The organism is Myxococcus sp. CA005 (genome assembly GCF_006518205.1).
GTDB classification, from domain to species: Bacteria; Myxococcota; Myxococcia; order Myxococcales; family Myxococcaceae; genus Myxococcus; species Myxococcus xanthus.
The window spans coordinates 1-25,037 of the sequence record NZ_SRLV01000022.1 but is presented as its reverse complement, the minus strand read 5'-3'; the positions used below and the strand labels follow the sequence as shown (position 1 = coordinate 25,037).

At 70.4% G+C, this 25,037-nt stretch carries 21 protein-coding genes; 9 read left to right on the top strand and 12 right to left on the bottom strand.

Annotation, left to right across the window (positions count from 1 at the left end; genetic code table 11):
- Nucleotides 1-54 precede the first annotated feature (54 nt).
- From FMQ63_RS12285 to FMQ63_RS12260, 7 genes are all read right to left on the bottom strand, one after another.
- Nucleotides 55-1,197, bottom strand: a complete 1,143-nt coding sequence (locus FMQ63_RS12285) for a CBS domain-containing protein (RefSeq protein ID WP_011557292.1) — start codon at nucleotides 1,195-1,197, stop codon at nucleotides 55-57.
- Nucleotides 1,198-1,307: 110 nt separating this feature from the next.
- Entirely contained in the window at nucleotides 1,308-2,432 is a 1,125-nt protein-coding gene (locus tag FMQ63_RS12280; RefSeq protein WP_011557291.1) for an ArsA-related P-loop ATPase, read from the bottom strand.
- Between the two features lie 52 nt (nucleotides 2,433-2,484).
- Complete coding sequence (locus tag FMQ63_RS12275; protein WP_011557290.1) at nucleotides 2,485-3,429, bottom strand: ArsA-related P-loop ATPase; 945 nt, start codon at nucleotides 3,427-3,429, stop codon at nucleotides 2,485-2,487.
- Nucleotides 3,430-3,567: 138 nt separating this feature from the next.
- Nucleotides 3,568-4,788 (bottom strand): ornithine--oxo-acid transaminase, encoded by a 1,221-nt coding sequence (rocD, locus tag FMQ63_RS12270; protein WP_011557289.1) that lies wholly within the window; start codon nucleotides 4,786-4,788, stop codon nucleotides 3,568-3,570.
- Nucleotides 4,785-4,910 carry a hypothetical protein gene (locus FMQ63_RS38370; protein WP_011557288.1) on the bottom strand — a complete coding sequence of 42 codons (126 nt, stop codon included), beginning with the start codon at nucleotides 4,908-4,910 and terminating at the stop codon, nucleotides 4,785-4,787. The genes rocD and FMQ63_RS38370 overlap by 4 nt, the downstream gene beginning before the upstream one ends.
- An 11-nt stretch (nucleotides 4,911-4,921) precedes the next feature.
- On the bottom strand, nucleotides 4,922-5,605 hold the full coding sequence (locus FMQ63_RS12265; protein WP_011557287.1) for a hypothetical protein: 684 nt from the start codon (nucleotides 5,603-5,605) through the stop codon (nucleotides 4,922-4,924).
- 78 nt (nucleotides 5,606-5,683) lie between these two features.
- On the bottom strand, nucleotides 5,684-5,992 hold the full coding sequence (locus FMQ63_RS12260; protein WP_043613160.1) for a hypothetical protein: 309 nt from the start codon (nucleotides 5,990-5,992) through the stop codon (nucleotides 5,684-5,686).
- 64 nt (nucleotides 5,993-6,056) lie between these two features.
- Here FMQ63_RS12260 and FMQ63_RS12255 point away from each other — a divergent pair, with 64 nt between their 5' ends.
- Both FMQ63_RS12255 and FMQ63_RS12250 read left to right on the top strand, forming a co-directional pair.
- Nucleotides 6,057-7,076 (top strand): hypothetical protein, encoded by a 1,020-nt coding sequence (locus tag FMQ63_RS12255; protein ID WP_011557285.1) that lies wholly within the window; start codon nucleotides 6,057-6,059, stop codon nucleotides 7,074-7,076.
- Complete coding sequence (locus FMQ63_RS12250; RefSeq protein WP_011557284.1) at nucleotides 7,073-8,044, top strand: zinc ribbon domain-containing protein; 972 nt, start codon at nucleotides 7,073-7,075, stop codon at nucleotides 8,042-8,044. Before FMQ63_RS12255 ends, FMQ63_RS12250 begins: the two co-directional genes overlap by 4 nt.
- A 22-nt stretch (nucleotides 8,045-8,066) precedes the next feature.
- On the opposite strand, the gene FMQ63_RS12245 is transcribed toward FMQ63_RS12250, so the two are convergent.
- Nucleotides 8,067-9,443, bottom strand: a complete 1,377-nt coding sequence (locus tag FMQ63_RS12245) for a serine/threonine-protein kinase (RefSeq protein ID WP_011557283.1) — start codon at nucleotides 9,441-9,443, stop codon at nucleotides 8,067-8,069.
- Between the two features lie 90 nt (nucleotides 9,444-9,533).
- Nucleotides 9,534-10,703, bottom strand: coding sequence for a serine/threonine-protein kinase (locus FMQ63_RS12240; protein ID WP_020478870.1), 1,170 nt, complete (start codon nucleotides 10,701-10,703; stop codon nucleotides 9,534-9,536).
- 220 nt (nucleotides 10,704-10,923) lie between these two features.
- Here FMQ63_RS12240 and FMQ63_RS12235 point away from each other — a divergent pair, with 220 nt between their 5' ends.
- Complete coding sequence (locus FMQ63_RS12235; protein ID WP_044277805.1) at nucleotides 10,924-11,376, top strand: helix-turn-helix domain-containing protein; 453 nt, start codon at nucleotides 10,924-10,926, stop codon at nucleotides 11,374-11,376.
- A 50-nt stretch (nucleotides 11,377-11,426) separates the two neighbouring features.
- Here FMQ63_RS12235 and FMQ63_RS12230 read toward each other — a convergent pair whose 3' ends face one another.
- Nucleotides 11,427-13,058 carry a PAS domain-containing sensor histidine kinase gene (locus tag FMQ63_RS12230; protein ID WP_011557280.1) on the bottom strand — a complete coding sequence of 544 codons (1,632 nt, stop codon included), beginning with the start codon at nucleotides 13,056-13,058 and terminating at the stop codon, nucleotides 11,427-11,429.
- A 365-nt stretch (nucleotides 13,059-13,423) separates the two neighbouring features.
- Here FMQ63_RS12230 and FMQ63_RS12225 point away from each other — a divergent pair, with 365 nt between their 5' ends.
- The 5 genes from FMQ63_RS12225 (at nucleotide 13,424) to FMQ63_RS12205 (ending at nucleotide 20,764) form a co-directional block, all read left to right on the top strand.
- Nucleotides 13,424-13,894, top strand: coding sequence for a hypothetical protein (locus FMQ63_RS12225; RefSeq protein WP_225909653.1), 471 nt, complete (start codon nucleotides 13,424-13,426; stop codon nucleotides 13,892-13,894).
- Between the two features lie 169 nt (nucleotides 13,895-14,063).
- Entirely contained in the window at nucleotides 14,064-15,701 is a 1,638-nt protein-coding gene (locus FMQ63_RS12220; RefSeq protein ID WP_026114271.1) for a PQQ-binding-like beta-propeller repeat protein, read from the top strand.
- 142 nt (nucleotides 15,702-15,843) lie between these two features.
- Nucleotides 15,844-16,221 (top strand): response regulator, encoded by a 378-nt coding sequence (locus FMQ63_RS12215; RefSeq protein WP_020478873.1) that lies wholly within the window; start codon nucleotides 15,844-15,846, stop codon nucleotides 16,219-16,221.
- Nucleotides 16,218-18,746, top strand: a complete 2,529-nt coding sequence (locus FMQ63_RS12210) for an ATP-binding protein (protein WP_011557276.1) — start codon at nucleotides 16,218-16,220, stop codon at nucleotides 18,744-18,746. Before FMQ63_RS12215 ends, FMQ63_RS12210 begins: the two co-directional genes overlap by 4 nt.
- Nucleotides 18,743-20,764 (top strand): response regulator, encoded by a 2,022-nt coding sequence (locus tag FMQ63_RS12205; RefSeq protein WP_011557275.1) that lies wholly within the window; start codon nucleotides 18,743-18,745, stop codon nucleotides 20,762-20,764. The genes FMQ63_RS12210 and FMQ63_RS12205 overlap by 4 nt, the downstream gene beginning before the upstream one ends.
- A 10-nt stretch (nucleotides 20,765-20,774) precedes the next feature.
- On the opposite strand, the gene FMQ63_RS12200 is transcribed toward FMQ63_RS12205, so the two are convergent.
- Together FMQ63_RS12200 and FMQ63_RS12195 are read right to left on the bottom strand one after the other, a co-directional pair.
- Nucleotides 20,775-22,412 (bottom strand): LVIVD repeat-containing protein, encoded by a 1,638-nt coding sequence (locus FMQ63_RS12200; RefSeq protein ID WP_011557274.1) that lies wholly within the window; start codon nucleotides 22,410-22,412, stop codon nucleotides 20,775-20,777.
- A gap of 70 nt (nucleotides 22,413-22,482) precedes the next feature.
- On the bottom strand, nucleotides 22,483-22,767 hold the full coding sequence (locus tag FMQ63_RS12195; protein ID WP_020478874.1) for an LVIVD repeat-containing protein: 285 nt from the start codon (nucleotides 22,765-22,767) through the stop codon (nucleotides 22,483-22,485).
- A 1,063-nt stretch (nucleotides 22,768-23,830) separates the two neighbouring features.
- Here FMQ63_RS12195 and truB point away from each other — a divergent pair.
- Complete coding sequence (gene truB / locus FMQ63_RS12190) at nucleotides 23,831-24,739, top strand: tRNA pseudouridine(55) synthase TruB (RefSeq protein WP_011557272.1); 909 nt, start codon at nucleotides 23,831-23,833, stop codon at nucleotides 24,737-24,739.
- Nucleotides 24,740-25,037 lie beyond the last annotated feature (298 nt).

Below are 25,037 nucleotides of genomic sequence, written 5' to 3'. Positions count from 1 at the left end.
CGCGGGTGGGCCTGACACAGGGCCCGCCCGCACCCGAAGGGAGCGCGGCATCGCTCAGCCGAGCCGGCTCCAGAAGGAGCGCTTGGAGGAGATGCGCTCCAGGGCTTGTTGCAGCTCCTCGTCGTGGTCGGCGCGCAAGGCGATGTCGCCCAGGGAGATGATGCCCACGATGCCGTCGTCACGCTCCACCACGGGGATGCGGCGCAGTTGACGGCGTCCCATCAGCCCGATGACGTCATGGAGCGTGTCGTCCGGCGTGACGGCCTCCACGTCATCCGTCATCACATCGGACGCGCGGAGTTGTTCCGGCGAGCGGCCCCCGGTGAAGGCGCGGACCACCAGGTCCCGGTCGGTGACGATGCCCACCAGCCGGTCCCGCTCGTCCACGATGGGGACGACGCCGCAGGACTCGTCCTTCATGATTCGCGCGATGTCCCGCAGCGGACTCTCCGGGCGCGCTGTGCGCACGTTGCGCGTCATCACCTCGCGGGCCAGCAGGGCCTCGTGACGCCAGCGGCCATTGCGGGCGCGGTCGTCCCGGCGGGAGGTGCTCGTCTCGGAGCGGCCCGCGACGGCGGTGTAGATTGGGGTGCTCGCTCCGTCACGCCGTGCGCCGGTGGACGAAGGCGCGCCTGTCCCAGCCCAGCGGTGGGTGCTCGCCTCGTCGCGGCCCGGGCCGAGGGAGGCGCTCCGGTCCATCCGGTAGCGTGGGCGCGCATCTCCATGGCGCTCTTCGCCATGGGCGCCGCGTTCACGGCCGTGGAAGCGTACGTCGCGGTAGGACTCCCCCTGTGGCGGTTGGGGGCGGGAGGGCTCGCCGCCGTAGCCGGAGCGGTCCCAGGGTCGGTAGTCGGCGCGTTGGCGAGAGAGCTCGACGTCCTGTTCGCCGGTGTCGTGCCGAGGGCCCCGGCCAGTGGCGTAGTGGCTGTCCCGGTCGTCCCGGCCGTAGGGGCCGCTGTCCTCCGGGGGCGCGCCGTACACGTCCTCGCCGGGCTCGTCGTCCACCTGGGTGCGCGGCTGGGCCATGCGCATCGTCGCCGCGCGGTGGTAGCGGCCCTGGCGGATGGAGGCCTCCTCGTCGCGGGCGGGGTTCCAGCCGGTGAGGTCGGACTCGGCGCGCTCACGCGAGCCTGGAGGCGCCACGTCCGCCTCGCGGTGGGTTTCGTCCCTGCCGTTGTCCATGCTTCTGTGGGCCATGACGCTCCTCGGGCGATGTCGGGTTCAAACTGCAACGCTGGTGGTGAGGCCGCGAGCCTCCAAGGTGCGGGCGTCCAGGCGAGTGGGTGCCTGTCCCTCCCTGGCGTTCCTCACCCCGCGGCCAGCGCGTCACCCAGGCGCACCAGGCCGCTGAATTCCTCCAGCTCCGCGCCCGCGTCCGGCGCGGCCACCGCGAGCGTCCCCGAGGGAAGGTGCCGGGTGAGGCGGTCGAGCACGTCGCGGTGGGCCTGGGCCCGCGCCTGCTCCACCGAGGCCAGGCGGGACAGCGCCGCCACCGCCTGCTCCGCGTGACGGTCGCCTCCCGTGTGCTCCAGCAGTGCCTCCGGCGCCGCGAGCACGTCGTCATGGGCCCAGCTCCGGTTCAGCACGTAGCCCGCGAAGGGCAGGCCCCGCGCGGCCAGCGTCTCGCGGAACCAGGTGGCCTCGCGCAGGGAGGCGGGTTCGGGGGACGTCACCAGCAGGAAGGCCGCGTCCGGCGACGCCAACCGCTGGTGCAGCCGCTCCGTGTGCAGCCGCATGCCGGAGAAGAGGCCGCCGAAGGCACCGATGAAGCCGCGCATCTCCTGGGTGAAGCCCGCGCCGAAGATGCCCGCCAGGACGCGGTCCACCACCGCCTGCGCGCCGTGCCACAGCCGCCCGCCGCGCGCCCGCTTCTCCGGGCCGAACAGCGACACGATGCGTTCGTCCAGGAAGCGCGCCAGCCGGCCAGGCGCGTCCAGGAAGTCCAGCGCGTGCCGGCTGGGGGGCGTGTCCAGCAGGATGAGCTCGTAACGGCCGTCCGTGAGGAAGGCGTCCAGGGCCTCGGCGGCGGCGTACTCCTGTACGCCCGCCACCAGCTCCGACAGGAAGCGGTAGAGGCGGTGGTCGACAATCGCTCGCGCCGCCTCGGGTGTGGGCGCCAACTGGTGCACCATGCGCTCGAAGATGGCGCGTGGGTCCAGCATCCACACGTCGAGGAGGCCCGTGCCCCAGGGGCCGTCGGCGAAGAGGCGCTCGGAGGGAATCGACGTGGGTTCGGGACCGCTCTCTTGGAGCCCCATGGTCTCCGCGAGCCTGCGCGCCGGGTCGATGGTGAGCACCAGCACCCGCCGTCCCGCGCGCGCGGCGGCCACGCCCAGGGCCGCCGCCGTCGTCGTCTTGCCCACGCCGCCCGCGCCACACAGGACGACGATGCGCTTGTCACGCAGCAACCGGCGCAGGTCGCCCGCGCTCACGGCGTGCGCCCCTGTGACACGCGCCGGGGCCCACCGCCATGCGGTCCGTGGCTCACGGCAGGGCCTCCTGCCAGGGCGCGTGCTCCGGATGAGGTGCGAAGCCCTCCGCCAGCGCCTCGACCAGCGCGGGGCCCGTGGCGTGGAGCTCCGGCAGGGTGAGCAGCGGCGCGCGCAGCGCGCGTGACAGCCGGACGGAGGCGGCCCGGGCCCGCTCCAGCCGCTCCAGCTCACGCCACCCCTGGTGCGGTCCGTGCGCGGCGAGCATCCGGTGCAGGGCGGCGCGGGACTCGGGCGTGAAGGGGTCCTCCGGCATCCGGTTGAGGACGGCCGCGGACAGCGGCAGCTCCAGCCGGCGCAGCTCGGCGGCCACGGTGAGCGCCTCGCTGACGGGCAGCGGCTCCGGCAGGCTGGCGAGGACCATCGCGGTGCGCGCCGCATCCTGGAGGAAGTCGAGCCCCTCCCGCACGTCGCGTCCGATGGGCCCTCCGGGCATCAGGGACAGCACGCGCTGGGGCAAGGCGGCCAGCGCCAGCGCGTGTCCCGTGGCGGGCAGGTCGACGACGGTCAGCGGATGGACGAAGCGTCCATCCGGCCGCGTGCGCCGGAGCAGGGCCAGCAACTGGTACATCAGCCCCATCTCCCGGAGCGCGGGCCCTGCTTCCAGGAAGCGGCGCAGGGCGCGGGTGCGCAGCGCGGCGTCGGCCAGCCAGCGCGCGGGCAGGGCACGCTCCAGGAAGTGCCGGTGCCCTTCCGCTGCGGAGAGGCGCACGAAGTGGAGCCCGGGACGCACCCGCGTCACCTGAGGCCCCGCCTGGCGCGCCCCAACGCGCGCCGCCAGGGGCGAAGGCCCGTCCTCCTCCGGCGCCAGCTCCGCCAGCAGCACGGTGCGTCCCGCGCGCGCGGCGGCCACGGCCAGCGCCGCCGCCAGCGTCGTCTTCCCCACGCCGCCCTTGCCCGATACGAGCAGCGCACGCCTGTCCCAGAGGGCTTCGAGCACCGGCCACCGTCCTGTCGCAGCGCCCCAGGCCGCGCGCTGTTCCCAACACGGTGTGGAAGGCGAAACGCCAGGGCAACCGAGGCCCCGGTGCGGCCGTCCCAGGCACGCGGCCGCTCGCGCGCCCGGGTGGCGCTGGGACTACAGCGCCTCGATGACCTTCTTGATTCGCTCGAAGGCCCAGTCCAGCTCGGCCTGGGTGACGATGAGCGGCGGCGTGAGGCGGATGACGGAGTCGTGCGTCTCCTTGCAGAGCACGCCTTCCTTCATCAACGCCTCGCAGGCGGGCCGCGCGGAGATGTCCAGCGCCACGCCAATCATCAGCCCCCGTCCGCGCACCTCCACGATGTGGCGGTTCTTCAGCGTCTTCAGCATGGCCAGGAACGACGTGCCCATCTCGGCGGAGCGCTCCACCAGGCGCTCGTCGCGCAGCACGTCCAGGGCGGTGCGCGCCACGGCGCAGCCCAGTGGATTGCCGCCGTAGGTGCTGCCGTGCTCGCCGGGACGGAGCACGCCCATGACCTCGTCATCCGCCATGACGGCGGACACCGGGTAGAAGCCGCCCGACAGCGCCTTGCCCACCACGATGACGTCCGGCCGCACGTCCTCGTGCTGGAAGGCAAACGTCTTCCCGGTGCGCCCCAGGCCCGTCTGGATTTCATCCACCATGAACAGCACGCGGTGCTGCTTGCAGAGCTCGGCCACCTGCTTCAGGTAGCCGTCGCGCGGAATCAGCACGCCGGCCTCCGCCTGGATGGGCTCCATCAGGATGGCGCAGGTGTTGGGGGTGATGGCGCGCCGCACCGCCTCCACGTCGTCGTAGGGCACCACGGTGAAGCCGGGGGTGAAGGGGCCGAAGCCCTGCCGGTAGCTCCGCACGGTGGAGAAGCTGATGAGGCTGATGGTGCGCCCGTGGAAGTTGTTCGCGAAGACGATGACCTCCGCCTTGTCCTCGGGGATGCCCTTGACGGTGTAGCCCCACTTGCGCGCCAGCTTGATGGCCGTCTCGCACGCCTCCGCGCCGGAGTTCATCGGCAGCGCGCGGCTCAATCCAGACAGCTCGCGCAGCGCCTTGTAGAGGTGGGGAAGCTGGTCATTGCGGAAGGCCCGTGACGTCAGCGTCACCTTCGCGGCCTGCTCGCGCAGCGTCTCCAGGATGCGCGGGTGACAGTGCCCCTGGTTCACCGCCGAGTACGCGCTCAGGCAGTCCAGGTACTTGCGGCCCTCCACGTCATGAACCCAGCAGCCCTCGCCCCGTTCGATGACGAGGTCCAGCGGATGGTAGTTGTGCGCTCCATACCGCTCCTCCAGGTCGATGAAGTCGCGCGTGGAGAGGGCGGGGGCGGCGTGCTCGGTGCTCATGGAACTCCCTGGGGAATCGGGTGGCGCGAAGCAGGACCATCGATTTCGATGAAGTCCTTCGACGTGTCCACCACCGCATTGCCCCAGGCGGTTGCTTCGTTGAGCACTGCACCCGAGCCCATGGCTCGCCGCGTCAGTGGACGGACCAGCGCTCCGCGATTTCCTCGCAGGCGAGCACCACGTCGCTCAGCCGCCGGATGTGCGCCCGCGGCGCGGTGAAGACCGTCCCCGCGAAGACGTCCACCACCTGGATGAGGCGGTGGTCACACGGGCCCAGCGGGCACAGGTGCTGCTCGGTGAAGCGCTGGAGCAGCGTGCCGATGTACTGCCCTGAGCGCTCATCCAGCGGCTGGTGCTTGGAGAAGTACAGCTTCATCAGGCCCACGCGCGCGTTGCCATGTCTGTCCATGCGCTGGAGCACGACCTCCGGCCGCACGCTGATGGTGACGCCCGCCACCTCCAGCACGGGAGGCTCCGCGCCCACCGCGCTGATGAGCGTCTCCTCCAAATCCAGCCAGGGCACCAGGTCCGCGAAGCGCTCGAGCGCCTCCGAGCACAGTTGCAGCCGCTGCGCCTCGAACTCCGACTGGGGCACGCTGCACGCGAAGCGGCGCTGGTGCTCACGGAGGATGGACAGGTCCATGCCCCGGCAGAGGAAGTCCGTAATCGCATGCGACGCCTCCGGGTAGCGCAGATACTGCTGCTCCGGCGGGTGCTTCTGGTCGTGGATGATGCGCTTGCGACGCGCGGGCGTGGCGACGAGGTACTCGCCCAACTTGTTCACGGACACACGCGGCAGTTCACGGATTTCCGCCATGGAATCGCTCCCCCTGGGTGCTGGCGAATGAGCACACAGTACAGAGGGGGGCTGACATGCATTGGACGGAGTGAGGGCTCACTCTCTCTGGGGTTCGCCGTAGGGGTAGGCGCTCCAGTAGGTGTCGGGCAATGGGTTGGTGCCGGCGTCGCTGCGCGGACCATCCCCGTCCCCAATCTCATCCAGGATGGCGCCGGGCGTGCGCTCCGTCGGGTCGATGGTGCGCATGCGATGCGTGACTTCCGGCGACTCGGCGGCGTCCGCCAGGTCGCGCTTCTCTTCGCTCTCTTCTGTCTCCGGAGCGTGTTGCCGCGGTTCCTCCGTACGGCCGTAGTAATCCTCGGGTGGCTGGATGCCCGGCTGTTGCTGCTTGTCGCGCTGAGCCATGATGGATGCCCTCCGCCACCCTACGTTCGTAACGGCACGGGCCAGCGGCAACGCGTCAACGGGCATGCACGCCAGGAGGGCAGGCCGGCGGACGGGATGGACGTCCCGGGTCGGGTGCGCCAAGACTGGCGGGATGGCCGAGCAATCCCAACAGACACCGTCCGCCGTGGCCGGGCCGTTGCTCCATCTGGGGTGTCAGTCCTGCGGCGCGCGTCTGGTGCTGGAGCCCGCGCTGCGGACCACGCGCTGTCCCTACTGCGCCGCGCCCGCCGTGGTGGAGCGTCCTCCGGTGCCCGGTGTGCCCGAGCCTGTCTTCGCGCTGGGCTTCGCGCTCACGCACATGGCGGCGAAGGCGCATGTGGCGCGGTGGTTGCGTTCGCGCAGCCGCTTCACGCGCTCCGGCATCCGCTCCGCCGCGCCGGGCGAGGTGCGAGGCGTGTACGTGCCCGCGTACCTCTACAGCGTGCTGGCGCAGGCGCGCTACCGCGCATCCATTGGGGAGAACTACCAGGAGACGGAGACGTACACGACGACGGAGAACGGGAAGCAGGTGACGCGCACGCGCACCGTGACGCGCACGGAGTGGCGTTCGCTGGAAGGCGAGCTGACCAGCTACGTGGCGGACGTGCTCGTCACCGCGTCCAAGGGGCTGGACAACGCGGAGCTGGAGGCGCTGGAGCCCTTCGACCTGCGCGGCCTGGCTCGCTACACCCCGGCGCTCATCTCCGGCTGGGTGGCGGAGGAGCCCTCGCTCACGCTGGCGCAGTGTCAGGAGCTGGCCCGGAAGGAAGCGGTGGAGCGCGTGGGCGGGCTGTTGTCGCGCTTCATGCCGGGGGACTCGCACCGGGGCCTGGAGCATCAGTCCCGGCTGGACTGGGAGGCGCTCGATGTGTGCCTGTTGCCCGTCTGGGTGCTGGCGGTGAAGTACGCGGAGGATGCGCCGCCGCTGCGGGTGCTCGTCAACGGGCAGACGGGGGCCGTCCATGGCGAGGCGCCCATCTCTTCGTGGAAGGTGCTGTCCGCCGTGGTGGCGCTGCTGGCGGTGCTGGCCTTGGGCTGGCTGCTCACGGGAGGTGGGCGATGAGCGCCGAATCGGTGAGGGTGGCGCCCTGCCAGCGCTGTGACTCCGCGCTGGAGGCGGAGGACCTGCGTTGCCCCATCTGCGGGCTGACGGCGCCGCCTCCGCCGCATGCCGCGGTGGAGCGCGCGCGGGCCCGCGTGGTGCGGTGTGATAGCTGCGGCGCGGCGGTGGAGTACTCCGTGGAGGCGAAGGCGCCCCGGTGTGGCTACTGCGGCTCCGTCACCCATGTGGAGACGACGGCGGACCCGGTGGAGCAGGCGCAGCACTGGCTCCCCTTCACCGTGGACACCGAGGCTGCGCGCGGCGCGCTGATGGGCTTCCTGGGGCGGGGCGGCTTCTTCCGGCCGTCCGGGCTGGCACAGGAGGCCTCGCTGGAGTCGCTGCGTCCGGTGTGGTGGCCGGCGTGGATGTTCGACGCGGGCGTGGACGTGAGCTGGACGGCGGACTCGAACGCGGGCTCGCGGCGGTCGGACTGGGCGCCGCACGCGGGCCGGACGCGCTTCGATTTCGAGGGCATCCCGGTGCCGGCCTCGCGCGGGTTGAAGGTGCGGGAGTGCGAGGCGTTGGCGCCCCACTACCAGCGAGGCTCCAGGCTGGACACACCCCATGGACCGGAGGGCGCGCACGTCGAGCGCTTCGAGGCCACGCGCTCGGGCGCCCGGCGGAGCGTGCTGGAAGCGGTGGAGCGCCTGGCCATCGAGCGCCTCCAGCAGGGCGTCATTCCGGGCAGCCGCTTCCGGAACATCCACGTCGCCGTGGCGCTGTTCAGCCTGCGCACCCAGCGGCTGGCCCTGCCCGTGTACGTGCTGGCTTACCGATACCGCGACAAGCCGTACCGGGTGCTGGTGCACGGGCAGGATGTGCAGGTGGTGTTGGGCGAGGCGCCCATCTCCCCGTTGCGCGTGGCGGCGGTCATCCTGGCGACGCTGCTGGTGCTGGTGGCCGTGTTGTACGGCGTGGGCGTGTTGTGAGCCCGCCGTGACGCCACGCGCGTCACGGTGTGTCGGGCTCCTCGGGCGTCGTGGACTCAGGGGCCGTGTCAGAGGGCTCCGGTGGGGAAGGCGGCTGGGATGAGGAGGCCTCGGGGCGTGCCTCGTCCGGTGCCTCCGTGGCGGCGTGCTGCACGTCCGCTGCGGGTTCCACCGTCTGGGTGATGCGCGCCTCCAGCGTCAGCTCGGCCACCTGTGACAATCGGACTGCGGACCCCGCGGCTTCGCCCAGGGGCGTCTCGGACGAGGGCTCTCCGGCCAGGGCCGCTTCCTCCACGGTCAGCCCTTCCGGATGCAGCCCGCCCTCGAGCAGCTCCGCCTGGTTGCGCCGGACCGTCGCCTCCACGGCGGCCTGCTCCACCTCCTGCGCGATGGCCTGACGGCCCCGGTGGCCTCCCTGCGAATCCAGCCACGCGCGCAGCGCCTCCGCCATCTCCGCGCCCGTCTGGAACCGCTCCGAGGGGTTCTGCCGCAGCGCCCGCAGCAGGATGCACCGCAGGGGCTCGGCGACACCCGCCGCCAACCGCTCCACCTGCTCCGGGCCCACCTGGGCCATCCGCGCCGCCACCTCCTTCACGGGCATCCACGTCGGCCCTTGCGCGTGAAGCTCCAGCGGCTCCGACTCCAGCACGGGCGCCAGGTCATCCACCATCAACGGGTGCCGGCCCGTCAGCAGCTCCAGCAGCACCAGCCCCAGCGAGAACAGGTCCGACCGGGCATCCACCTTCCGTCGCCGCAGTGCCTCGGGCGAGGCGTAGGCGATGTCACCTTTCACCAGCTCCTGGCTCGTCACCTCGCGCCCGGAGAGCGACGAGGCCGCCACCGTGAAGTGGGTCAGCTTCACCTCGCCATGGACGCCCACGCGGATGTTCCGAGGGCTCACGTCCCGGTGGACGATGTTCAGCGGCCGGCTCCACTCATCCGTGAGGCCGTGCGCGTGGCTCAGTGCATCCGCCACCTCCGCCGTCACGTGCGCCGCGAACTCCGCGGACAGGGGTCGCCGCCGCATGGCCGCCAGGTTCAGCACCGTGTCCAGCGAACGCCCTTCCACGTACTCCATCACCACGTGAGGCGCGCCGCGGTAGAGCTTCAGCAGCATCACCTTGGCGATGGCGGGATGGTTGAGCCGGAACGTGAGGTCCACCTCCTCCACCAGCCGTCGCCGCTCCACGAACGTGGCGGGGTTGCGCAGCCGCTTCACCACTACCGGACCGCTCAGGCCATTGCGGTAGCGGCGCTGCGCCAGCATCAGCAGTTCCCCCGTGGAGCGCATCTCCAGCTTGCGGACGAACTCGAACACCGTGCCGGCCACGGTGAACAGCACGCGTGGCCTGTGTGGACCTCCAGGAAGCTCCTCTGTCGTCGTGTCAGGCGTCATCATGGGCTCATGGACCTCTGAGGTTGAATGAAAGTGAGTGGATTTCCCGGAGGGCCAGGCGCCCAGGCCCCTCCCAATGAATGGCGGGCCGGCTCAGCGCCACGAGCGCAGCGTGGCCCAGAGCCGTTTCAGCGCGTCCCGCCACCGCCGCCACCCGGTGCTCGCGCGGACCTCTGTCAAAGCCCAGGGTGAGGCGGGCTCTGTGGGCGGCGCGAAGGACGCTGGCGGGCGCGCTCGCTCCGGGACACGCATCCAGTGGCGCAGCTCGCGCGCTTCCTCGTCCCCGTCGAAGAACTCCAGCGCCTCCTCGGTGACGGCCTCCTCGGGAGCGAGAGGAGGAAACAGGTGCTCATCCCAGGCCGAGTCCGCGCCCGCCAGCGCCGCGTCCAGCGCGTCGAACAGGGCCGCTCCCGAAGGAGGCCGCCCCGCCGCGGAGGGCGACAGCAAGCGCGCCACGATGGCGTCCAACGCCTTCGGGACGCGCGGGTTGCGGACAGAGGGCAGGGGAAAGCCACCGGACTCGATGCTGGCCAGCAGCCCGGCGGGCGGCAGCTGCGTCGGATAGGGAAAGCTCCCGGTGAGCACCTCGTAGAGCACCAGCCCCAGCGAGTAGAGATCATCCGTGGGCGCGAACGCGTAACGCGAGCCCGCGGGCCGAGGCTGCGCCCAGAAGCGCAGGGCCTCCGGGCTGCGATAGCTGGGGGTGCCCGGCGGCAGGGTGTCCTCGGTCAGCACGGGCGAGCACGCATGGTCCCCCGAGCCGAAGTCCACCAGCACCGGCTGCCCGTCCGACGCGCGAATGATGATGTTGTTGCCCTTGATGTCGCGGTGGAGCACGCCCGCGCGGTGGATGGCATCCAGCGTGAGCGCCAACTGCTGGAACACCTGCACCGCGCGCCGGGGCGTGGGCTGCGCGGCCAGGGCCCACTCGGACAGGGTGGGGCCCTCCACGTAACCCATGATGAGGACCAGGTAGCCATCGCGCGCATCCGGCCACCGCCGGTAGCCCAGCAGCTCCACGACGTTGGGGTGCTCCAGGCGCATGAGGACGTGGACCTCCTTCCAGGTTCGCGCGTCCGCCGCGGGCGAGTCCTCCTCCGAGGGGCCCTGGAGCGCGAACTTCAGCGCCACCTGCCGGCGCGTCTCGGATTCGGCCAGGAAGATGGCCCCAAAGCCCCCGGTGGCCAGCCTCCGGACGATGCGGAAGGCCCCCACCTCCTCCGACTCCTGGAGCATCAGCGGGTGCAAGCCCTCTTCCGGCATCACGGATGGACTCCTATTGGACCTTGGAGGTCCAATTCAGACGTGGTTCCAGCGGCTGTCATTGTGAGCGGCGTCATGATTCAACCTTGGAGGTCCATAGCATGACGTTTGCCCTTTGAGGTAGTGTCCTGACTTGGGAGGTAGGTTTCGGTGGAGGGGATGCACCAGGGTGGCGGATGGAAACTTGCAGGACCCTGCGGGCGTGCAACCCTCGGCCGTCATGCGTGAGCCCGTCGACCACAAGCTGGCAGCCGTGCTGGGAGGTGCTGCGCGTGACGCCCGCCTGCGTCTGGGCCTCACCCAGGGCGACGTCGCCGAACGCATGGGCATGGCCATGGAGGTCTACAGTCGCCTGGAGCGCGGGAAGATGCTGCCCCGGACCCAGACGCTGCGCCGTCTGTGCGACGTGCTCCAGGTCTCCGCGGACACGCTGCTGGGCGTGGGCCGTCCCGACGGCGCGCCCGTCATGCCCCGCAAGACGGTGAAGGAAGACCCGGTGGAGCTGCGCCGCATGACGCGCAAGCTGCGGGAGCTCGAACCCGGTCAGCTCCGCGCGGTGTCCCGGGTGGTGAACGCCGTCGTCACCGTGCTGCCTCAGCCGGCGGCTCCGGCGCCCGCCGCCCCGGCGAAGCCCGCCGCGCGTGCGGCGCGCAAGCGCCGGGCGACGGGCTAGCGCTGCTCAGCGCCCGCCTCGCGGCACTCCCTCCACGGCCTGGGAGCGCTTCATGACGCCTTTTCCCGCGCCGCGTTCACGTTGGACATCTGGCAGGGCAGGCGCGCCGTGAAGGTGGCGCCCTGGCCCAGCGTGCTTCGCACGTCGATGGTTCCACCCATGGCCTGGACGTTCTGCCGCGTGACGTACAACCCCAAGCCCAGTCCGCCGTAGTGCCGCTCGGAGACGGCGCGCTCGAACTTCTCGAAGATGCGGCCCACCGCCTCGGGGGGAATACCAATGCCTTCGTCACGGACGCTGAACCAGGCGTGCTCCGCCGTCCTGCCGACCTGTAGGTGGACGGGGTGACCCACGCCGTACTTGAGGGCATTGGAGAGGAGGTTCGATACCGCCTGCTCCAGCCGCCCCCGGTCCCACTGGCCCACCACCACCTCGTCCAGCTTCGCCTGGATGGGCGTCCCGGTGCGCTGGGACTCACCCTCGAAGCGCGCGGCCACCTCTTGGACCAGCGCTCCCAGGTCCACCGGCTCCAGCTCCAGGTGCAGATGACCGCTGCTGATGAGCGTCACGTCCAGCAGCTCGCCCACCAGCGTCGACAGCCGCTTCACCTGCCGCTGCATGACCTCCAGGTCCGCGGGCAGCCGCTCCAGCAGCTCCGGTCCGCGCCGCTCCTGGGTGGCCCGCGCCAGCGTCTGCAGCTTCAAGCTGAGCGGCGTCAGCGGCGTCTTGAGCTCGTGGCTGGCCACGGTGAGGAACTCGTCGCGCAGCCGGATGGCCTCATCCATGGCGGCCAGCAGCCGCTCGCGCTCCTGTTCGGCCTGCTTCCGCTCGGAGATGTCGATGACGGAGCCGATGTAGCCCAGGAACTCGCCGTTCAGCCCGAAGCGGGGGCTGGCCGAGTCGATGGCCCACCGGTACTCACCATCCTTGCGCCGCAGCCGGTAATCGAGCCGGAAGGGGCTGCGCCGCGCGTTGGCGCCGAGGAACACCGCCCCTGAATGCTCGGAGTCGTCGGGATGCACGGCCTTGAGCCAGCCGAAGCCCAGGCCTTCTGCCTCCGTCTGTCCCGTGAACTCGTACCAGGTCCGGCTGAGATAGATGCAGCGGCCGGTGACGTCCGTCACCCACAGCATCACCGGCGCGTGGTCCGCCATGTTCCGGAAGCGGGCCTCACTCTCCTGGCGTGCCAGTTGGGACGCCTTCTGCGCGGTGACCTCCCGCAGGGTGACGAAGACCCGGTCGCTCCGCTCCCTCGACGGCCGGGTCAGGGTGAGCATCACCTCGATGTGGCGGCCCCCCAGGGTCTGGAGCTCGGTCTCCAGCTCCAACCGTGTGCCGCCTTCCCAGAGCAGGAGGAGCTCGGCGGTGAAGGCCTTCAACGGCTCCGGGACGAAGACGCGGGACCGGGACAGGGACAAGGTGCGAAGCACCTCATCCCGGGTGCGCGCTTCGAGCAGGCGTACCGTGGCCTCGTTCACATCCACGACCTTCACCCGCTCCGCGGCCTCCATCACGAACCCGGGATGCGCCGCGAGCCAGGCACGCAGGTCCTGGACGCCGGAGGCACGCAGGCTGTCGAGCGCGGCCGAAACGGCGGTGAAGTCCTCTTCCCAGAGGGAGACATCCGCTCCGTTGAACAGCTCCTGGTAGCGCGCGTCTCCGGCTGTCTCAGCCCCACCCAAATGTGTCTCCTCCGTACCCCGGCTCGGGTGGATTGAGTCGACAGCGCGGATGCGTCCACCGCGTCACAAGGATTCTGGAGCCGCCAGGAGTCAACGAACAGGCGTCTTCCTGGCGGCTCACGGTCGAACGCCTTCCTGGGGGGCCGTTACGTCCGCCCGTCCGCCCGTCCGCCCGCTCGCCTTCCGCGCCGGACCCGCCAAGGTGCGCAGGGGCGCTCCCGTTCGTCGTCTTGGCTGTTCCGTGGGCGCCGCTGCGTGTGGGCGCCTTGAACAACCGTTCAGGCCAGGGCGTGGCAATCCAACGCACCCGGCAACCTTCGATTGGAGACGCGGCACCTTCTGGTGAGGATGCGGGGCCGGGGTCGATGACACAGATGGAGATGCGGATGCGCAAGCTGGCGTTGCTGTTGTTCGTGGGGTTGTGGCTGGGCTGCCGTGCGGATGGGACTGACTCCACGGAAGGCACACTGCCCCTGCATCCCCAGGAGACGTACACGTATCCCGGGTGCGCCAACGAGGACTACAACTGCCCGCGCTTGAAGACGGTGCACTGCGCGCTGGAGAGCCTGCGCACGGAGCGCGATAGCTGCCAGCAGGACAGTGACTGCGTGGCCGTCTCCGTCAACGGCCGGTGCACGGGCTATGGGGAGTGCCCCCCGGCGATGGTGAACACCGCCAGCCGCGCGGAGTTCGCGACGCGGGCCGCCGAGGAGGTGCTGCGCTACTGCACCGAGTCTCCCATCTGCGCCAGCACCGGCCAGTGTGCCTACCCATCCTTCGTGCCCCGCTGCAAGCAGGGGCATTGCGTGGCGGAGCCAGGCGACGCCGGTTCCTAGGCGCTTCGACCCCGGCTCTCATGGAGCTTGGGGGGGGGGCGGGGCAGGCTGCATTCCTGCTCACCGGGTAATGACAGACGCATGCGTGCCGTCCGTGCGGGCTCCATGCGAGGTGGGTCGAGGGGGAGTCACTTGTCACGCGGACATGGGCTCACCTAGAAGGCCACGCATGCTTCGCAAGCCTTTGCTCTCCTTGCTGCTCAGCGCGTCTGTCCTTTCCGCCGCGTGCTCCGACGACGAACAGAAGCCGGCTGTGCTCATCATCGACCGGGAGACGGTCGACTTCGGTGAGCTGGAGGTGGGCCAGGTCTCCCCCGAGCATCTCGTCACCGTTCGCAATGCGTCTCCGTCGGCGGTGGAGTCCGTGTCCGTCAAGGTGGAGGGCAGCGGGTTCACCATCGCCGCCAACACCTGCGAGCGCTTCCTCGATGCGGGCATGGAGTGCGAGGTGCGGGTGCGGTTCTCGCCCCGGCTGGCGGGGCCGAGCGAGGCCCGCCTCAAGGTGGAGGGCGCTCCCGACGTGGACAGCGCGATCCTCAAGGGCATGGGCGTCGGCTATGTGGAGGTGCGGAGCCTGCCCGGTGACGGAGCGCACGTGGTGGCCGAGGAGGAAGGCTGGTTCTGCGGCGAGCCGTGCAAGGTGCCTGTCCGCAAGGCGCAGGTGACCCTCCGGACCGCGCCGGCGGGGATTCCGACCTGGGGCGGAGACTGTGTCGTGGTGGCGGGCGGCGGCTGCTCGCTCGTCATCGACGGGACGAAGGTCGTCTCCCTGGAGGCGCTCGATTCCCTCCTGCGGTGGGAGGCGCGGCGGGGCGCTCATCCGCGGAGCGTGGCGGTTTCGGCCGGTGGTGACATCGCCGTCCTGGAGGCCGGGCAGTTGCAGCGGCTCAGCAGCACCGGGGAGGTGCTTTGGTCGGTCTCCCTGAGCGACGGGGTGGCGATGGCCCTGGATGGCGCGAGCAATGCCTACGTGGTGGACTCCTCCGGGCGGGTGACCCGGTACGACCCGAGCGGGCAGGTGCTGTGGACCGCGTTGGTGGCTGTCGAGAATCCCAGCTGGCCCGAGCTCGCGGTGAGCGCCAGCGGGCACGTCTACGTGCTGTTGAGCCTGGGCAACCATGAAATTGCGCGTCAACTCAAGCTCATCGCCGTCTCGCCGCAGGCTGCCGAGCGCTGGAGCCTGCTCTTCAATGAGGGCCAGTTCAACTACACCTGGGGCTTGGCGGTGAATGCCCAGGGTGAGGTCTATCTGGCCGGCAGTGTGCACAACCGGGACGCGACGTCCGGGCAGTCGGTGTTCGTGAAGTCCTACTTGCGGAAGTACAGCGCCGAGGGCGCCATCCGGTGGGAGACTCAGGACATCGGGAGCCTCTTCGCCGTCAACCCCGAGGGCGCGACGAGCACCCTCTCCCCCGGGGACGGAACCACCGAGGGCTTCACCCAGCGGTGGATTGGTGCGAACGGGATGACGCAGTGGAACGCGGCGGTCTCGAACGTGCCGGGCGTGGTCACCCTGCAGACCTTCTCGCCCTCCGGCACGCTGCTCATCGGCGGGCACGAACTCCTCGCAGGCGGAACGGAGATTGGTCGAGGCTGGTTCGCGGCGATGAACCTCACGACCCGCGCGCTCGGCCCGGTGACCTATGTCGAGGGGAGCACAGGGGGCGGAGGCCCGGTCCGTATCAGCGGCCTCGCGCTCACCCCGGGAGGTCATGTCGTGGTGACCGGTGGCTTCAGCGCCACTTGGGACCAGGACGGGGGCTTCATCCGGGTGTACGACGGGCGCGTGCTCACGGGCGTGCCGTAGCGCCCTCTCCGCGCGGGGACCACGTCTCCACCGCTGCATCGCCAGGTGGCCGGTAACGGACTGTTCCACGGGACGGGCCAATCCCTGACGCCGGTGCGCCCGCTTCCGGGAACAGCCACCCTGGTAGAGTCCCGCCCCAGCCATGACGACCCTTCGCAAGGTGATGCTCGTTGACGATGAAGATGACATCCGCACCATCGGCAATCTCAGCCTCAGCCGTGTGGGGGGATGGCAGACGGTGCTCGCCGCGTCTGGCGCGGAGGCCCTGGAGAAGGCCCGCACGGAGAAGCCCGACCTCATCTTGCTGGACGTGATGATGCCGGGCATGGACGGGCCCACCACCTTCGGCCGGCTGCGCGCCGAGGAGTCCACGGCGCACACGCCCATCATCTTCATGACGGCGAAAATCCAGAAACAGGAGGTCGCCCGCTATCTGGAGCTGGGCGCGCTGGGCGTCATCGGGAAGCCCTTCGACCCGATGACGTTGCCCCAGGAGATTCGCGAGTTGGTGCCAGGGTGAGTCAGGGGCTTCGCCTCTCCCGTCGCTCGGGCGTGTTGGCGGCGGGCGCGCTGCTGCTCTTGTGCGGCCTGTTCGCCATGGGCCGTCCATGGGCCACCTCCGACAATGACCGCTACCGCAGTGCGCTGCGGCACCTGCGCGTGGCCAGCGGCGACCTGGAGATGGACGTGCTGCGCGAACGCATGGGCCTGCGCACGCTTCACGGCTCGGACCCGGAGGACTTCGCCGCGCTGAGGGCCCGCGCGGACGCGCTGCGACAGTTCCCCTCCTTCCTGTCCGCCATGGACCGGCGCACGATGAACGCGGCGCTGGACCTGTTCGTCAGCGCGCTGGAGGAGAGCGCCGCGCTGCTGGAGCGAGCCCGCGCCGCGGACGCGCGGGGTGAGAAGGAAGCGGCGGACGCGGCCGTCCAGGCCCTGTTGGAGGGCACCGTCAGCACGCGGGCGGAGCGCCTCATCAACACCTACCTGGAGCTCTACGAGCGCACGCAGGCGCGCAACGAGCGCTCGCGCATCATCTTCTTCATCGTCTCCCTGGCGCTGGTGGCCTACGTGCTGGTGGTGATGGTGCGGCTGTCTAGGGCCACCGCCGACCTGGCCACGCTCAACACGGATTTGGAGCGGCGGGTGGAGGAGCGCACCAAGGCCTTGTCCGCCGCCAACGACGGGCTGCGCGCCAGCGAGGCACGCAAGGCCGCGATTCTGGAGGCCTCTCCGGACGGCATCCTGCTGCTGGACGGCGGCGGGGACTTGCTGGAGCTGAACCCCTCGGCGCAGAAGACCTTCCAGGTGGTCGCCGCGGACGTGGTGGGCCGCGACTTCCTCTCCGTGGCGCTCCCGGCGGAGCTGCCGGACGGTGCCCGTCAGAAGGTGCTGGCCGCGGGGCGGAACACCGCGTCGGGGCAGGCCACGCGGTTGGAGTCGCCGTGTCTGCGCAGGGATGGCAGCACCTTCCCCGCGGAGCTGACCATCGTCCGCGTGCCGGGAGAAGGTCCGCCTCGCTACACCGTCTTCGTGCGCGACATCACCGAGCGCAAGGCGGTGGAGCGGATGAAGAACGAGTTCATCTCCACCGTCAGCCATGAGCTGCGCACGCCGCTCACCTCCATTCGCGGCTCCCTGGGCCTGCTGGAGGGTGGCATCGTGGGCGATATTCCGCCCCAGGCGCTGGACATGGTGCGCATCGCCCGCACCAACACCGAACGCCTCATCCGCCTCATCAACGACATCCTCGACCTGGAGAAGATGGAGGCGGGCAAGCTGGAGCTGAAGGTCTCCACGCCGGAATGCGCGGACCTGGTGGAGTCCGCCTTCGCGAGCGTCCGGGGCATGGCGGACGGCGCGGGTGTCTCGCTCCACGCCGAGGTGACGGGCACGCCGCAGGTGAAGGCGGACCGGGACCGGCTGGTGCAGGTACTCACCAACCTGGTGTCCAACGCGGTGAAGTTCTCCCCGCAGGGCGCGGGAGTGACGGTGCGCGTGGGGGAAGAGGAGGACGGGCGGGTGCGTTTCAGTGTGGTGGACCAGGGCCCCGGCATCTCCCAGGAGCAGCGTGCGCGCCTCTTCGGCCGCTTCCAGCAACTGGACAGCTCGGACACGCGCTCCAAGGGAGGCACGGGGCTGGGGCTGGCCATCTCGCAGGCCATCGTGGAGCAGCACGGCAGCCGTATCACCGTGGAAAGCGAGGAGGGCCGGGGCTCCACCTTCACCTTCACGCTGGAGTCGGCCCGGCCCGCGTCCGTCACGCCGCCGCCCGTCATCCCCGAGGACGTGTCCCGCCATGAGGTGCTGGTGACCACCGCGGACGCGGAGCTGGCGTCGCTGCTGGGCGGGCTCCTCGCGCACGAAGGCTACCGCGTGGTGCGCGCCACCAGCCTCATCGAGGCGGCGAAGCATCTGGACACGGCCCTGCCGGACGCGCTGGTGGTGGACATGCGGCTTCCGGAAGGGCACGCGCTGGACTGGGTGCGGCGCCTGCGCGAACAGCCGCGCACGCACGAGTTGCCCGTGCTGGCGCTGTCCGGCCGCTCGGAGGACGCGGAGGGCGTTCCGCACTGGGTGGATTGGATGCCTCGGCCATTGGAAGAGTCACGGCTGCTCAAGTCGCTGCGCTACGCCACACGGCAGCCGGGCCAGGCGCGCGTGCTGGTGGTGGATGACGACGCCAGCACCCGGCGCACGCTGTGCGCGCAGATGGAGCGGCTGGGCGTGCAAGTCTTCGAGGCGGCGGACGGCGAGAGCGCGGTGGAACTCGCGCGCGAGACGACGCCGGACCTCATCGTCCTGGACGTCGGCCTGCCGCGCCTGGACGGCTTCGAGGTCGTCGACATCCTCCGTCAAGGCAAGGGCCGCGCCACGCCGCTCATCGTCTTCACGGGCCGGGATTTGACGCGCATGGATGAGCGGCAGCTCACCCTGGGCATCACCCGGCACTTCACCAAGTCGCGCGCGTCGGAAGAGGAGCTGGTCTCCTCCGTGCGTGACCTCCTCAACGGCCTGCTGGCGAGAAAGGCACACCCCTCATGAGCAGCAGGACACTCCTGTTCCTGGAGGACGACAAGGATTTGCAGTCCCTGGTGGGCACCTTCCTGCGTGAGAAGGGCTACCGCGTGGAGCCCGCGCGCAGCGCGGCGGAGGCGCAGGCCGTGCTCGCGCGCGTGCCGGTGGACGCCGCCATCGTGGACGGCCTGCTACCGGGGATGACGGGCGCGGACTTCATTCGCGAGCTGCGCAAGACACAGCCCAAGCTGCCCATCCTCTTCGCCTCGGCCTTCTGGAAGGACTTGAAGAGCCATGAGTTGCTCACGCGGCAACTGGGCGTGGTGCGCATCATCCACAAGCCCTACAAGCCGGAGGAGCTGCTCGTCTGGGTGAACCAGCTCTTCCCCGCGCCCGCCCTGCCGCCACCGCCACCGCCCGAGGCGTTGGAGGAGGCGGAGGAAGTGAACGTGGAAGTGGACGACCTGGCCGCCAGCCTCGCGGCGCTCAACGCGGAGTACGGCGCCCGGCTGAAGGAGAAGGTGGCGGCGCTGGAGGCGCTGCTCGTTCGCGGGCGCGGGGGTGACGCGGCGGCGCTGGAGGAGGCCTACACGGTTGTCCACAAGTTGCACGGAACCGCGGGCAGCTACGGCTTTGCGGAGGTGAGCATCCGGGCGGGCCAACTGGAGGCGGTGCTCTTGCCGGCCCGGGCTGGGGCGCCCGTGGATGTGGCGGCGCTGGACGCGTCCTTCCGCACGCTGGCCGCCGCGGCCTCCGTTCCGGTGAAGCCCGCCGCCGCGCCGCCGCAGTCCTCCGAGGGCGTGCTGCTGGTGGTGGACGAGGACGCGAAGCTGCTGGCCGAAGCGGAGCGCATGGGGCGCCAGGTGGGCGTGGGCGTGGTGACGGCGCGCACGGCGGACGCGGCGTGTGAGGTGGCGCGGCGGCAGTGGGTGGATGGCGTGCTGGTCCACCTGGACCTGGGCGGCCCACTGGGCGGCCTGGCCGTGGCGCATGCGCTGCGCGCGGAGGAGAGCCTGCCCGTGCTGCCGCTGGCCGTCACGGGTGCCCGGGACGTGCTGGAGGAACGGGTGGCGGCGGCGCACGCGGGGGCGTCCCTCTTCCTGCCACGGCCCTTCACCGCGCGGGACTTCTCCGCCGCGGCCGAGCGCATGGTGGCGGCGCGCCGCCCGGAGCGCGCGCGGGTGATGGTGGTGGATGACGACCCGGATGCCATCGCCGCGCTGACGCAGGCCCTCGCCAGCGACCAGATTGAGGTGGTGGGGCTGAGCGACGCGCACGGGCTGATGGAGGCGCTGGCGCAGCACCGGCCGGACCTGTTGCTGCTGGACGTGCAGATGCCGGGGCCCAGTGGCTTCGACCTGTGCCGGATCCTGCGCTCCACGCCGGAGTGGCAGGAGCTGCCGGTGCTGCTGATTACCGCGCACCTGGGGCTGGAGTTCCGGCTGGCGGCCTTCCAGGCGGGGGCGGATGACTACCTCTCCAAGCCGGTGCTGCGCGAGGAGTTGCGAGCGCGCGTGCAGGCCCGGTTGGAGCGCACGCGTCTGTCTCGCGAGCGGGCGGAGCGGGATGGGCTGACGGGCCTGCTGCTGCGCCGGCCCTTCCTGGACGGGCTCCGCGCCCGGCTGGCCGAGTCGCGGCGCCAGGGAAAGCCGCTGGCCTTGTGCTTCCTGGACGTGGACCACTTCAAGCAGGTGAATGACCGCTACGGTCACCTGGCCGGAGACCGCGTGTTGATGTGGTTGGGCCGGCTGTTGGGCGCGCGCTTCCGCCGCGAGGACGTGCGTGGCCGCTGGGGTGGCGAGGAGTTCGTGGTGGGGCTCTTGGGAGAGAGCGCGGGCAGCGCCTCGGAAATCCTCGCTCGCACCGCGGCGGAGCTGTCGGACATGACCTTCGACGGCGACACCGGCGAGCCCTTCCACGTCACCTTCAGCGCGGGCATCGCGGTGTCGCCGGGGGACGGCGACACGGTGGAGTCGCTGCTGCGGACCGCGGACGCGCGGCTGCTGCGCGCGAAGGAGAACGGCCGCAACCGCATCGAGGCGTGAGTCCCAGGGCTCACGGCTCGTTGAAGATGAGCAGCCCGCGCGACGTGTCCACCACATAGATGCGGCCGTCTCCCGGCACGCGGATGCCGATGGCGCCGTCGGTCAGCTTGTCTGTCCGGTTCCGGTCTGACTCCCGGAAGGTGTTGTAGTGCGCGATTTCGCGAGGCTGCGAGGGATTGGACACGTCCAGGACGCGCACGCCCTCATGGTAGTACGCGACGTAGAGCCGCGTGCCCACCAGCAGCATGTTGTGGACGGAGGTGAGGCCCCGCAGGCGGTATTCACCAATCTTCACGATGTTCGCCGGGTCGGTGACGTCCAGCACGCGGATATGGGAGCCCATCGTCTCGCCGCCCTCGAAGGCCACGGTGCGGCCATTGAAGGTACCCACCGCGTTGGCGTGGCTGAAGGCATGGGGATAGGTGTAGCGGCCGAGCAACTCCGGTGTCTCGCCGCCCAGCCCTGCGATGAGGAAGCCATCGTCGAGGTGGTTGATGTAGAGGCGCCCCTCATACGCGAAGGCGTCATGCGGATAGCCCACACTTCTGGGATACGTGAAGCGGGTGAGGAGCTGAGGCTCCAGCGGTTGGGTGATGTCGAAGATGAGCGTCTGCTTGTGGGATGGCGACATGGCATAGAGCCGGTTTCCATCCACGAAGAGGGTGTGCACGTCGACTGGGCTGCCACCGCTGGGGTGGTTGCGCACGAAGGCGGGCAACCGCGGGTCGGCCAGGTCGAACACGAGCAGGCCGGAGCGCGCGCTGCCTACGTAGAGCGCATTGTCTCGAGCCCACACGGCATTCCAGTAGTCGCTATGGCCGAAGCGGATGACCGTCTGCTGGACGGGGATGTAGGGATTGCTCACGTTGAAGACGGCGAGGCCGCCGCCGACGCCGCGCCGGTCGATGGCCACGACATAGGCGTGGCCATGGGTGACATACACGTCCACAGGCGTGTCCAGGCCCACGGGCATTTCGGACAGGAGCTGAAGGTTGGCGGACTCGGGCTCGCCCTCTCGCCACGTCATGCGCTCGGCGCGGAAGCTACCGCTCTGGCGCAGTGTGCTGCCTCGGCACCAGAGAACGCAGCCGGTGAGGCTCCGTGGCCCCTGGGCGTGACAGCCGATGAACGTGTAGCGGTCTTGGAGCCCGGTTTGGCTCGTGGGCTCGGAGGAAATGAAGAACCGCTCGCCATTCATGGTGGCTGCATGGGGCTTGCGTCCCATGACGGACATGGGCTGGCCCGATGCATCGAACTGGAAACCACCGTTCTCCGGGAGGACTCGTACGGTGCCGGGCTGCACCTGGGTCTCGTACCGGATTTCCGCGCGGTAGATGGCGCCCTGCCGCTCCAGGCCCGCGAGCGAGCCGAAGTCACAGTCTGGCATCACCAGTGTCTCCGGCGCGTTGCACGCCGCCTGGGACGTCTGCGCGGGACAGGACTCGAAGGCCCCGGGGTCCACCCATTCCCCCAGCTCCGGAAGCACCTCCCAGGGGCCGTTGTAGGCCGGTGGCGTGGGCCCCGGTGGCGTGGGGTCCGAGGAGGAGCATGCGGACAACGAAACGGCGCAAACAATCGCCAGCAGCGGGCGCGCGGCACGAACAGACATGAGGTGCAGCCTCTGGAGGAGGAGAATGGGCGCCCGCATCGTTTCGCGGGCGCCCTGTGTTCAGCATAGAAGCCATCGCGAGCGCCGCGAAGTGGCGCCCTCTGCTGGCTCACGGCTCGTTGAAGATGAGCAGCCCGCGCGACGTATCGACGACGTAGACGTACCCATCCCCGGGCACGCGGATGCCAATGGCGCCCTCGAAGGCGCCGTCCGCCCGGTGCGGGTCCGTCTCCCTGAAGGTGTTGAAGTGCGCCACCTGCCGGGGCTGGGTGGGGTTGGCCACGTCCAGCACGCGCACGCCCTCGTGGTACCAGGCGACGTACAGCCGCTCGCCCTTGAGAATCATGTTGTGGATGGAGGTGGAGTACCGCATGCGGTGCTCGCCAATCTTCACGATGTTCGCCGGGTCGGTGACGTCCAGTACGCGCAGATGCGAACTCGGCGACGAGCCGCATCCCGCCGGACGACTCGGCTTCGCCGCGCCGCTCCGCCCGCTCGGCCTCGAAGGTGCCCATGCTCCGGGTGGAGGACCGGGGCGTCTCCGTGCAACGGACATAGCAGCCGGTGATGACGTCGGGCCTGGGCGTCTCACAGCCCGCCAACGAGACGACGCGCTCTCCGGTGTAGGGATTCGACTGTCTGCCGGAGAGGAAGAAGGTGCCGCCGGTCGTCTTCCGCGTGGTGACGGGAATGCCCATGACCTTGTCGGGACCCCCATCCGCGAAGAGCTGGAAGGCGGCGGTGCCCGGCGTGACGGACGTGCCCCATCCGCGAGCCGCCTTTCCGACCGCCCGTCGCCCACATAGATGCCGTGTTGCTCCACCGCGGCGAGCTGGTCCGCGTTGCAGGACGACATGTCGAAGTTCGCCGGATCCGCGCAGGCCTCGAGGCTGGGGTTCTCCACGGTGAACCGGCACGCGGAGAACGCTCCCCGGTCAATCCAGTCACCCGGGTCGTCCAGCACGGTGTAGCCCCCATCCCAGGGCGCCTCGGGCCCCGCGTCCGTTCCGGCGTCCTCGGAACCCGCGTCCGTGCCGGAGTCCGTGGGCTGCTGCCCCGCGTCGGGAATGGGCGGAGGCGGGTCGTCATCACAGCCAGTGGTGGCGGACAGCAGCAGGATCAGGACGGACAGCAGGACCCATCCCGGGCGAAGCGGGGACGTCATGGAGGCACCTCATGGGGAAATGCGAGGCACTGCGGGGATGGCTGTCCCGCACCTGCACGCAGGCATACGCCCGTCATGGCGTTCCCGATTCGAGATGATTGCCAGATGAACGCCAAAGGACGGGCAATGCAGCGGTTGCTTGTTTCGGGGCGGGAAATGGTCCTGGCCTTGCGGGCGCGCGGCGCCTCGGCGCACGGCATGAATTGTCTTTCATTGCGGACGCGGCGGGAGTTCCACCTTCCGCCACCGCACGCCCGGCCGGGGTAGGGTGTGAGGCCACAGGAGGGTCGCGGTGGGAGGGAAACTGAGTCCGGGCATCTACCGGGTCCACAAGCCGGTGGGCGCCACGAGCTTCTCGGTGGTGCAGCGGTTCATGGAGGAGGCGAAGGCCGTGCAGCCGGGCAAGCGGATACCGGTGTGCCACGGCGGGACGTTGGACCCCTTCGCGGAAGGGCTGCTGCTGGTGTTGGTGGGGCAGGCGCCGCGCCTGTTCGAGCTGCTGCACGCCGTGCCCAAGGTCTACGAGGCCGAGGTCGTCTGGGGTACGGAGACGGACACGGGGGACCTGCACGGCCGGCCCGTCCTCCAGGGAGACACGGCGGCGCTGACGCCCGGGGCCCTGGACGCGGCGCTGGCGTCCTTCGTGGGCTGGCGGGAGCAGGTGCCTCCGGCCACCAGCGCGAAGAAGGTGGGGGGCGAGCCTGCCTACCGGAAGGCGCATCGGGGAGAAGCCGTGGAGCTACCGCCCTCGCGCGTGTACCTGCACGCCGCGCGCTGGCTGTCCCATGACCTGCCGCGCGCCAGCCGCCTGTGGCTGAGCTGCCGTGGGGGCTACTACGTGCGCTCGCTGGCCCGCGACGTGGGGCGCGCGCTGGGCTGCGGGGCGCACCTGTCCACCCTGCGGCGCACGGCGATTGGGCCGTGGGAGGACCCGGGGCTGGGGCAGCGGGTGTGGCTGCACGGACGCGACCTGTTGCCCTGGGCCCGCGTGCGGACGCTCACGGACGCGGAGGTGGGCGAGCTGCGCCGCGAGCGCCCCGTCCCAGCGAGCGGCCTCCAGCCGGCGGATTGGACACTGCCCCCCGGCTTCCCGGACCCGGAGGCCCCCATTCGGGGCTTCCACCAGGGGTGCCTCGCCTTCCTGCTACGGGAGCGCGACGGCGCGCTGTGGAGCGAGCTGGAGCTGCGCGGAGGGCTGTAGGCCCGCGCGCGGGACGCCCCGCCGTTGCCAAGGTGTCACGTGCCTCGCCCGAGATGGGCCCCCGGTGACAAGAGTCACCACCTGGGGGCCGCCCCGGTGATGACGGTTGTCACCGGTGATGACAGTTGTCACCACCCCGCCCAGCCCCGTGAAAAGGGCACCCGAATCCATAACCCACTGAAAAGACTTGGGACGCTCAGGTGCGCCCACCGGGACCGGTGTGTGGCACGCCACGCGCAATAGGACAGGACATCACGCTCCAGCACGGAGCGGGGCTCGAAGCACGGGGGGCCTGGCC

Coding starts and splice junctions, on each gene's coding strand:
- FMQ63_RS12235 (WP_044277805.1), top strand. CDS start 10,924: ATGCGTGAGCCCGTCGACCACAAGCTGGCAGCCGTGCTGGGAGGTGCT.
- FMQ63_RS12265 (WP_011557287.1), bottom strand. CDS start 5,605: ATGGCGGAAATCCGTGAACTGCCGCGTGTGTCCGTGAACAAGTTGGGC.
- FMQ63_RS12285 (WP_011557292.1), bottom strand. CDS start 1,197: ATGGCCCACAGAAGCATGGACAACGGCAGGGACGAAACCCACCGCGAG.
- FMQ63_RS12225 (WP_225909653.1), top strand. CDS start 13,424: ATGACACAGATGGAGATGCGGATGCGCAAGCTGGCGTTGCTGTTGTTC.
- FMQ63_RS12245 (WP_011557283.1), bottom strand. CDS start 9,443: ATGATGACGCCTGACACGACGACAGAGGAGCTTCCTGGAGGTCCACAC.
- FMQ63_RS12260 (WP_043613160.1), bottom strand. CDS start 5,992: ATGGCTCAGCGCGACAAGCAGCAACAGCCGGGCATCCAGCCACCCGAG.
- FMQ63_RS12215 (WP_020478873.1), top strand. CDS start 15,844: ATGACGACCCTTCGCAAGGTGATGCTCGTTGACGATGAAGATGACATC.
- FMQ63_RS12240 (WP_020478870.1), bottom strand. CDS start 10,703: ATGCCGGAAGAGGGCTTGCACCCGCTGATGCTCCAGGAGTCGGAGGAG.
- FMQ63_RS12250 (WP_011557284.1), top strand. CDS start 7,073: ATGAGCGCCGAATCGGTGAGGGTGGCGCCCTGCCAGCGCTGTGACTCC.
- FMQ63_RS12200 (WP_011557274.1), bottom strand. CDS start 22,412: ATGCGGGCGCCCATTCTCCTCCTCCAGAGGCTGCACCTCATGTCTGTT.
- FMQ63_RS12220 (WP_026114271.1), top strand. CDS start 14,064: ATGCTTCGCAAGCCTTTGCTCTCCTTGCTGCTCAGCGCGTCTGTCCTT.
- rocD (WP_011557289.1), bottom strand. CDS start 4,788: ATGAGCACCGAGCACGCCGCCCCCGCCCTCTCCACGCGCGACTTCATC.
- FMQ63_RS12255 (WP_011557285.1), top strand. CDS start 6,057: ATGCACGCCAGGAGGGCAGGCCGGCGGACGGGATGGACGTCCCGGGTC.
- FMQ63_RS12205 (WP_011557275.1), top strand. CDS start 18,743: ATGAGCAGCAGGACACTCCTGTTCCTGGAGGACGACAAGGATTTGCAG.
- FMQ63_RS38370 (WP_011557288.1), bottom strand. CDS start 4,910: ATGGGCTCGGGTGCAGTGCTCAACGAAGCAACCGCCTGGGGCAATGCG.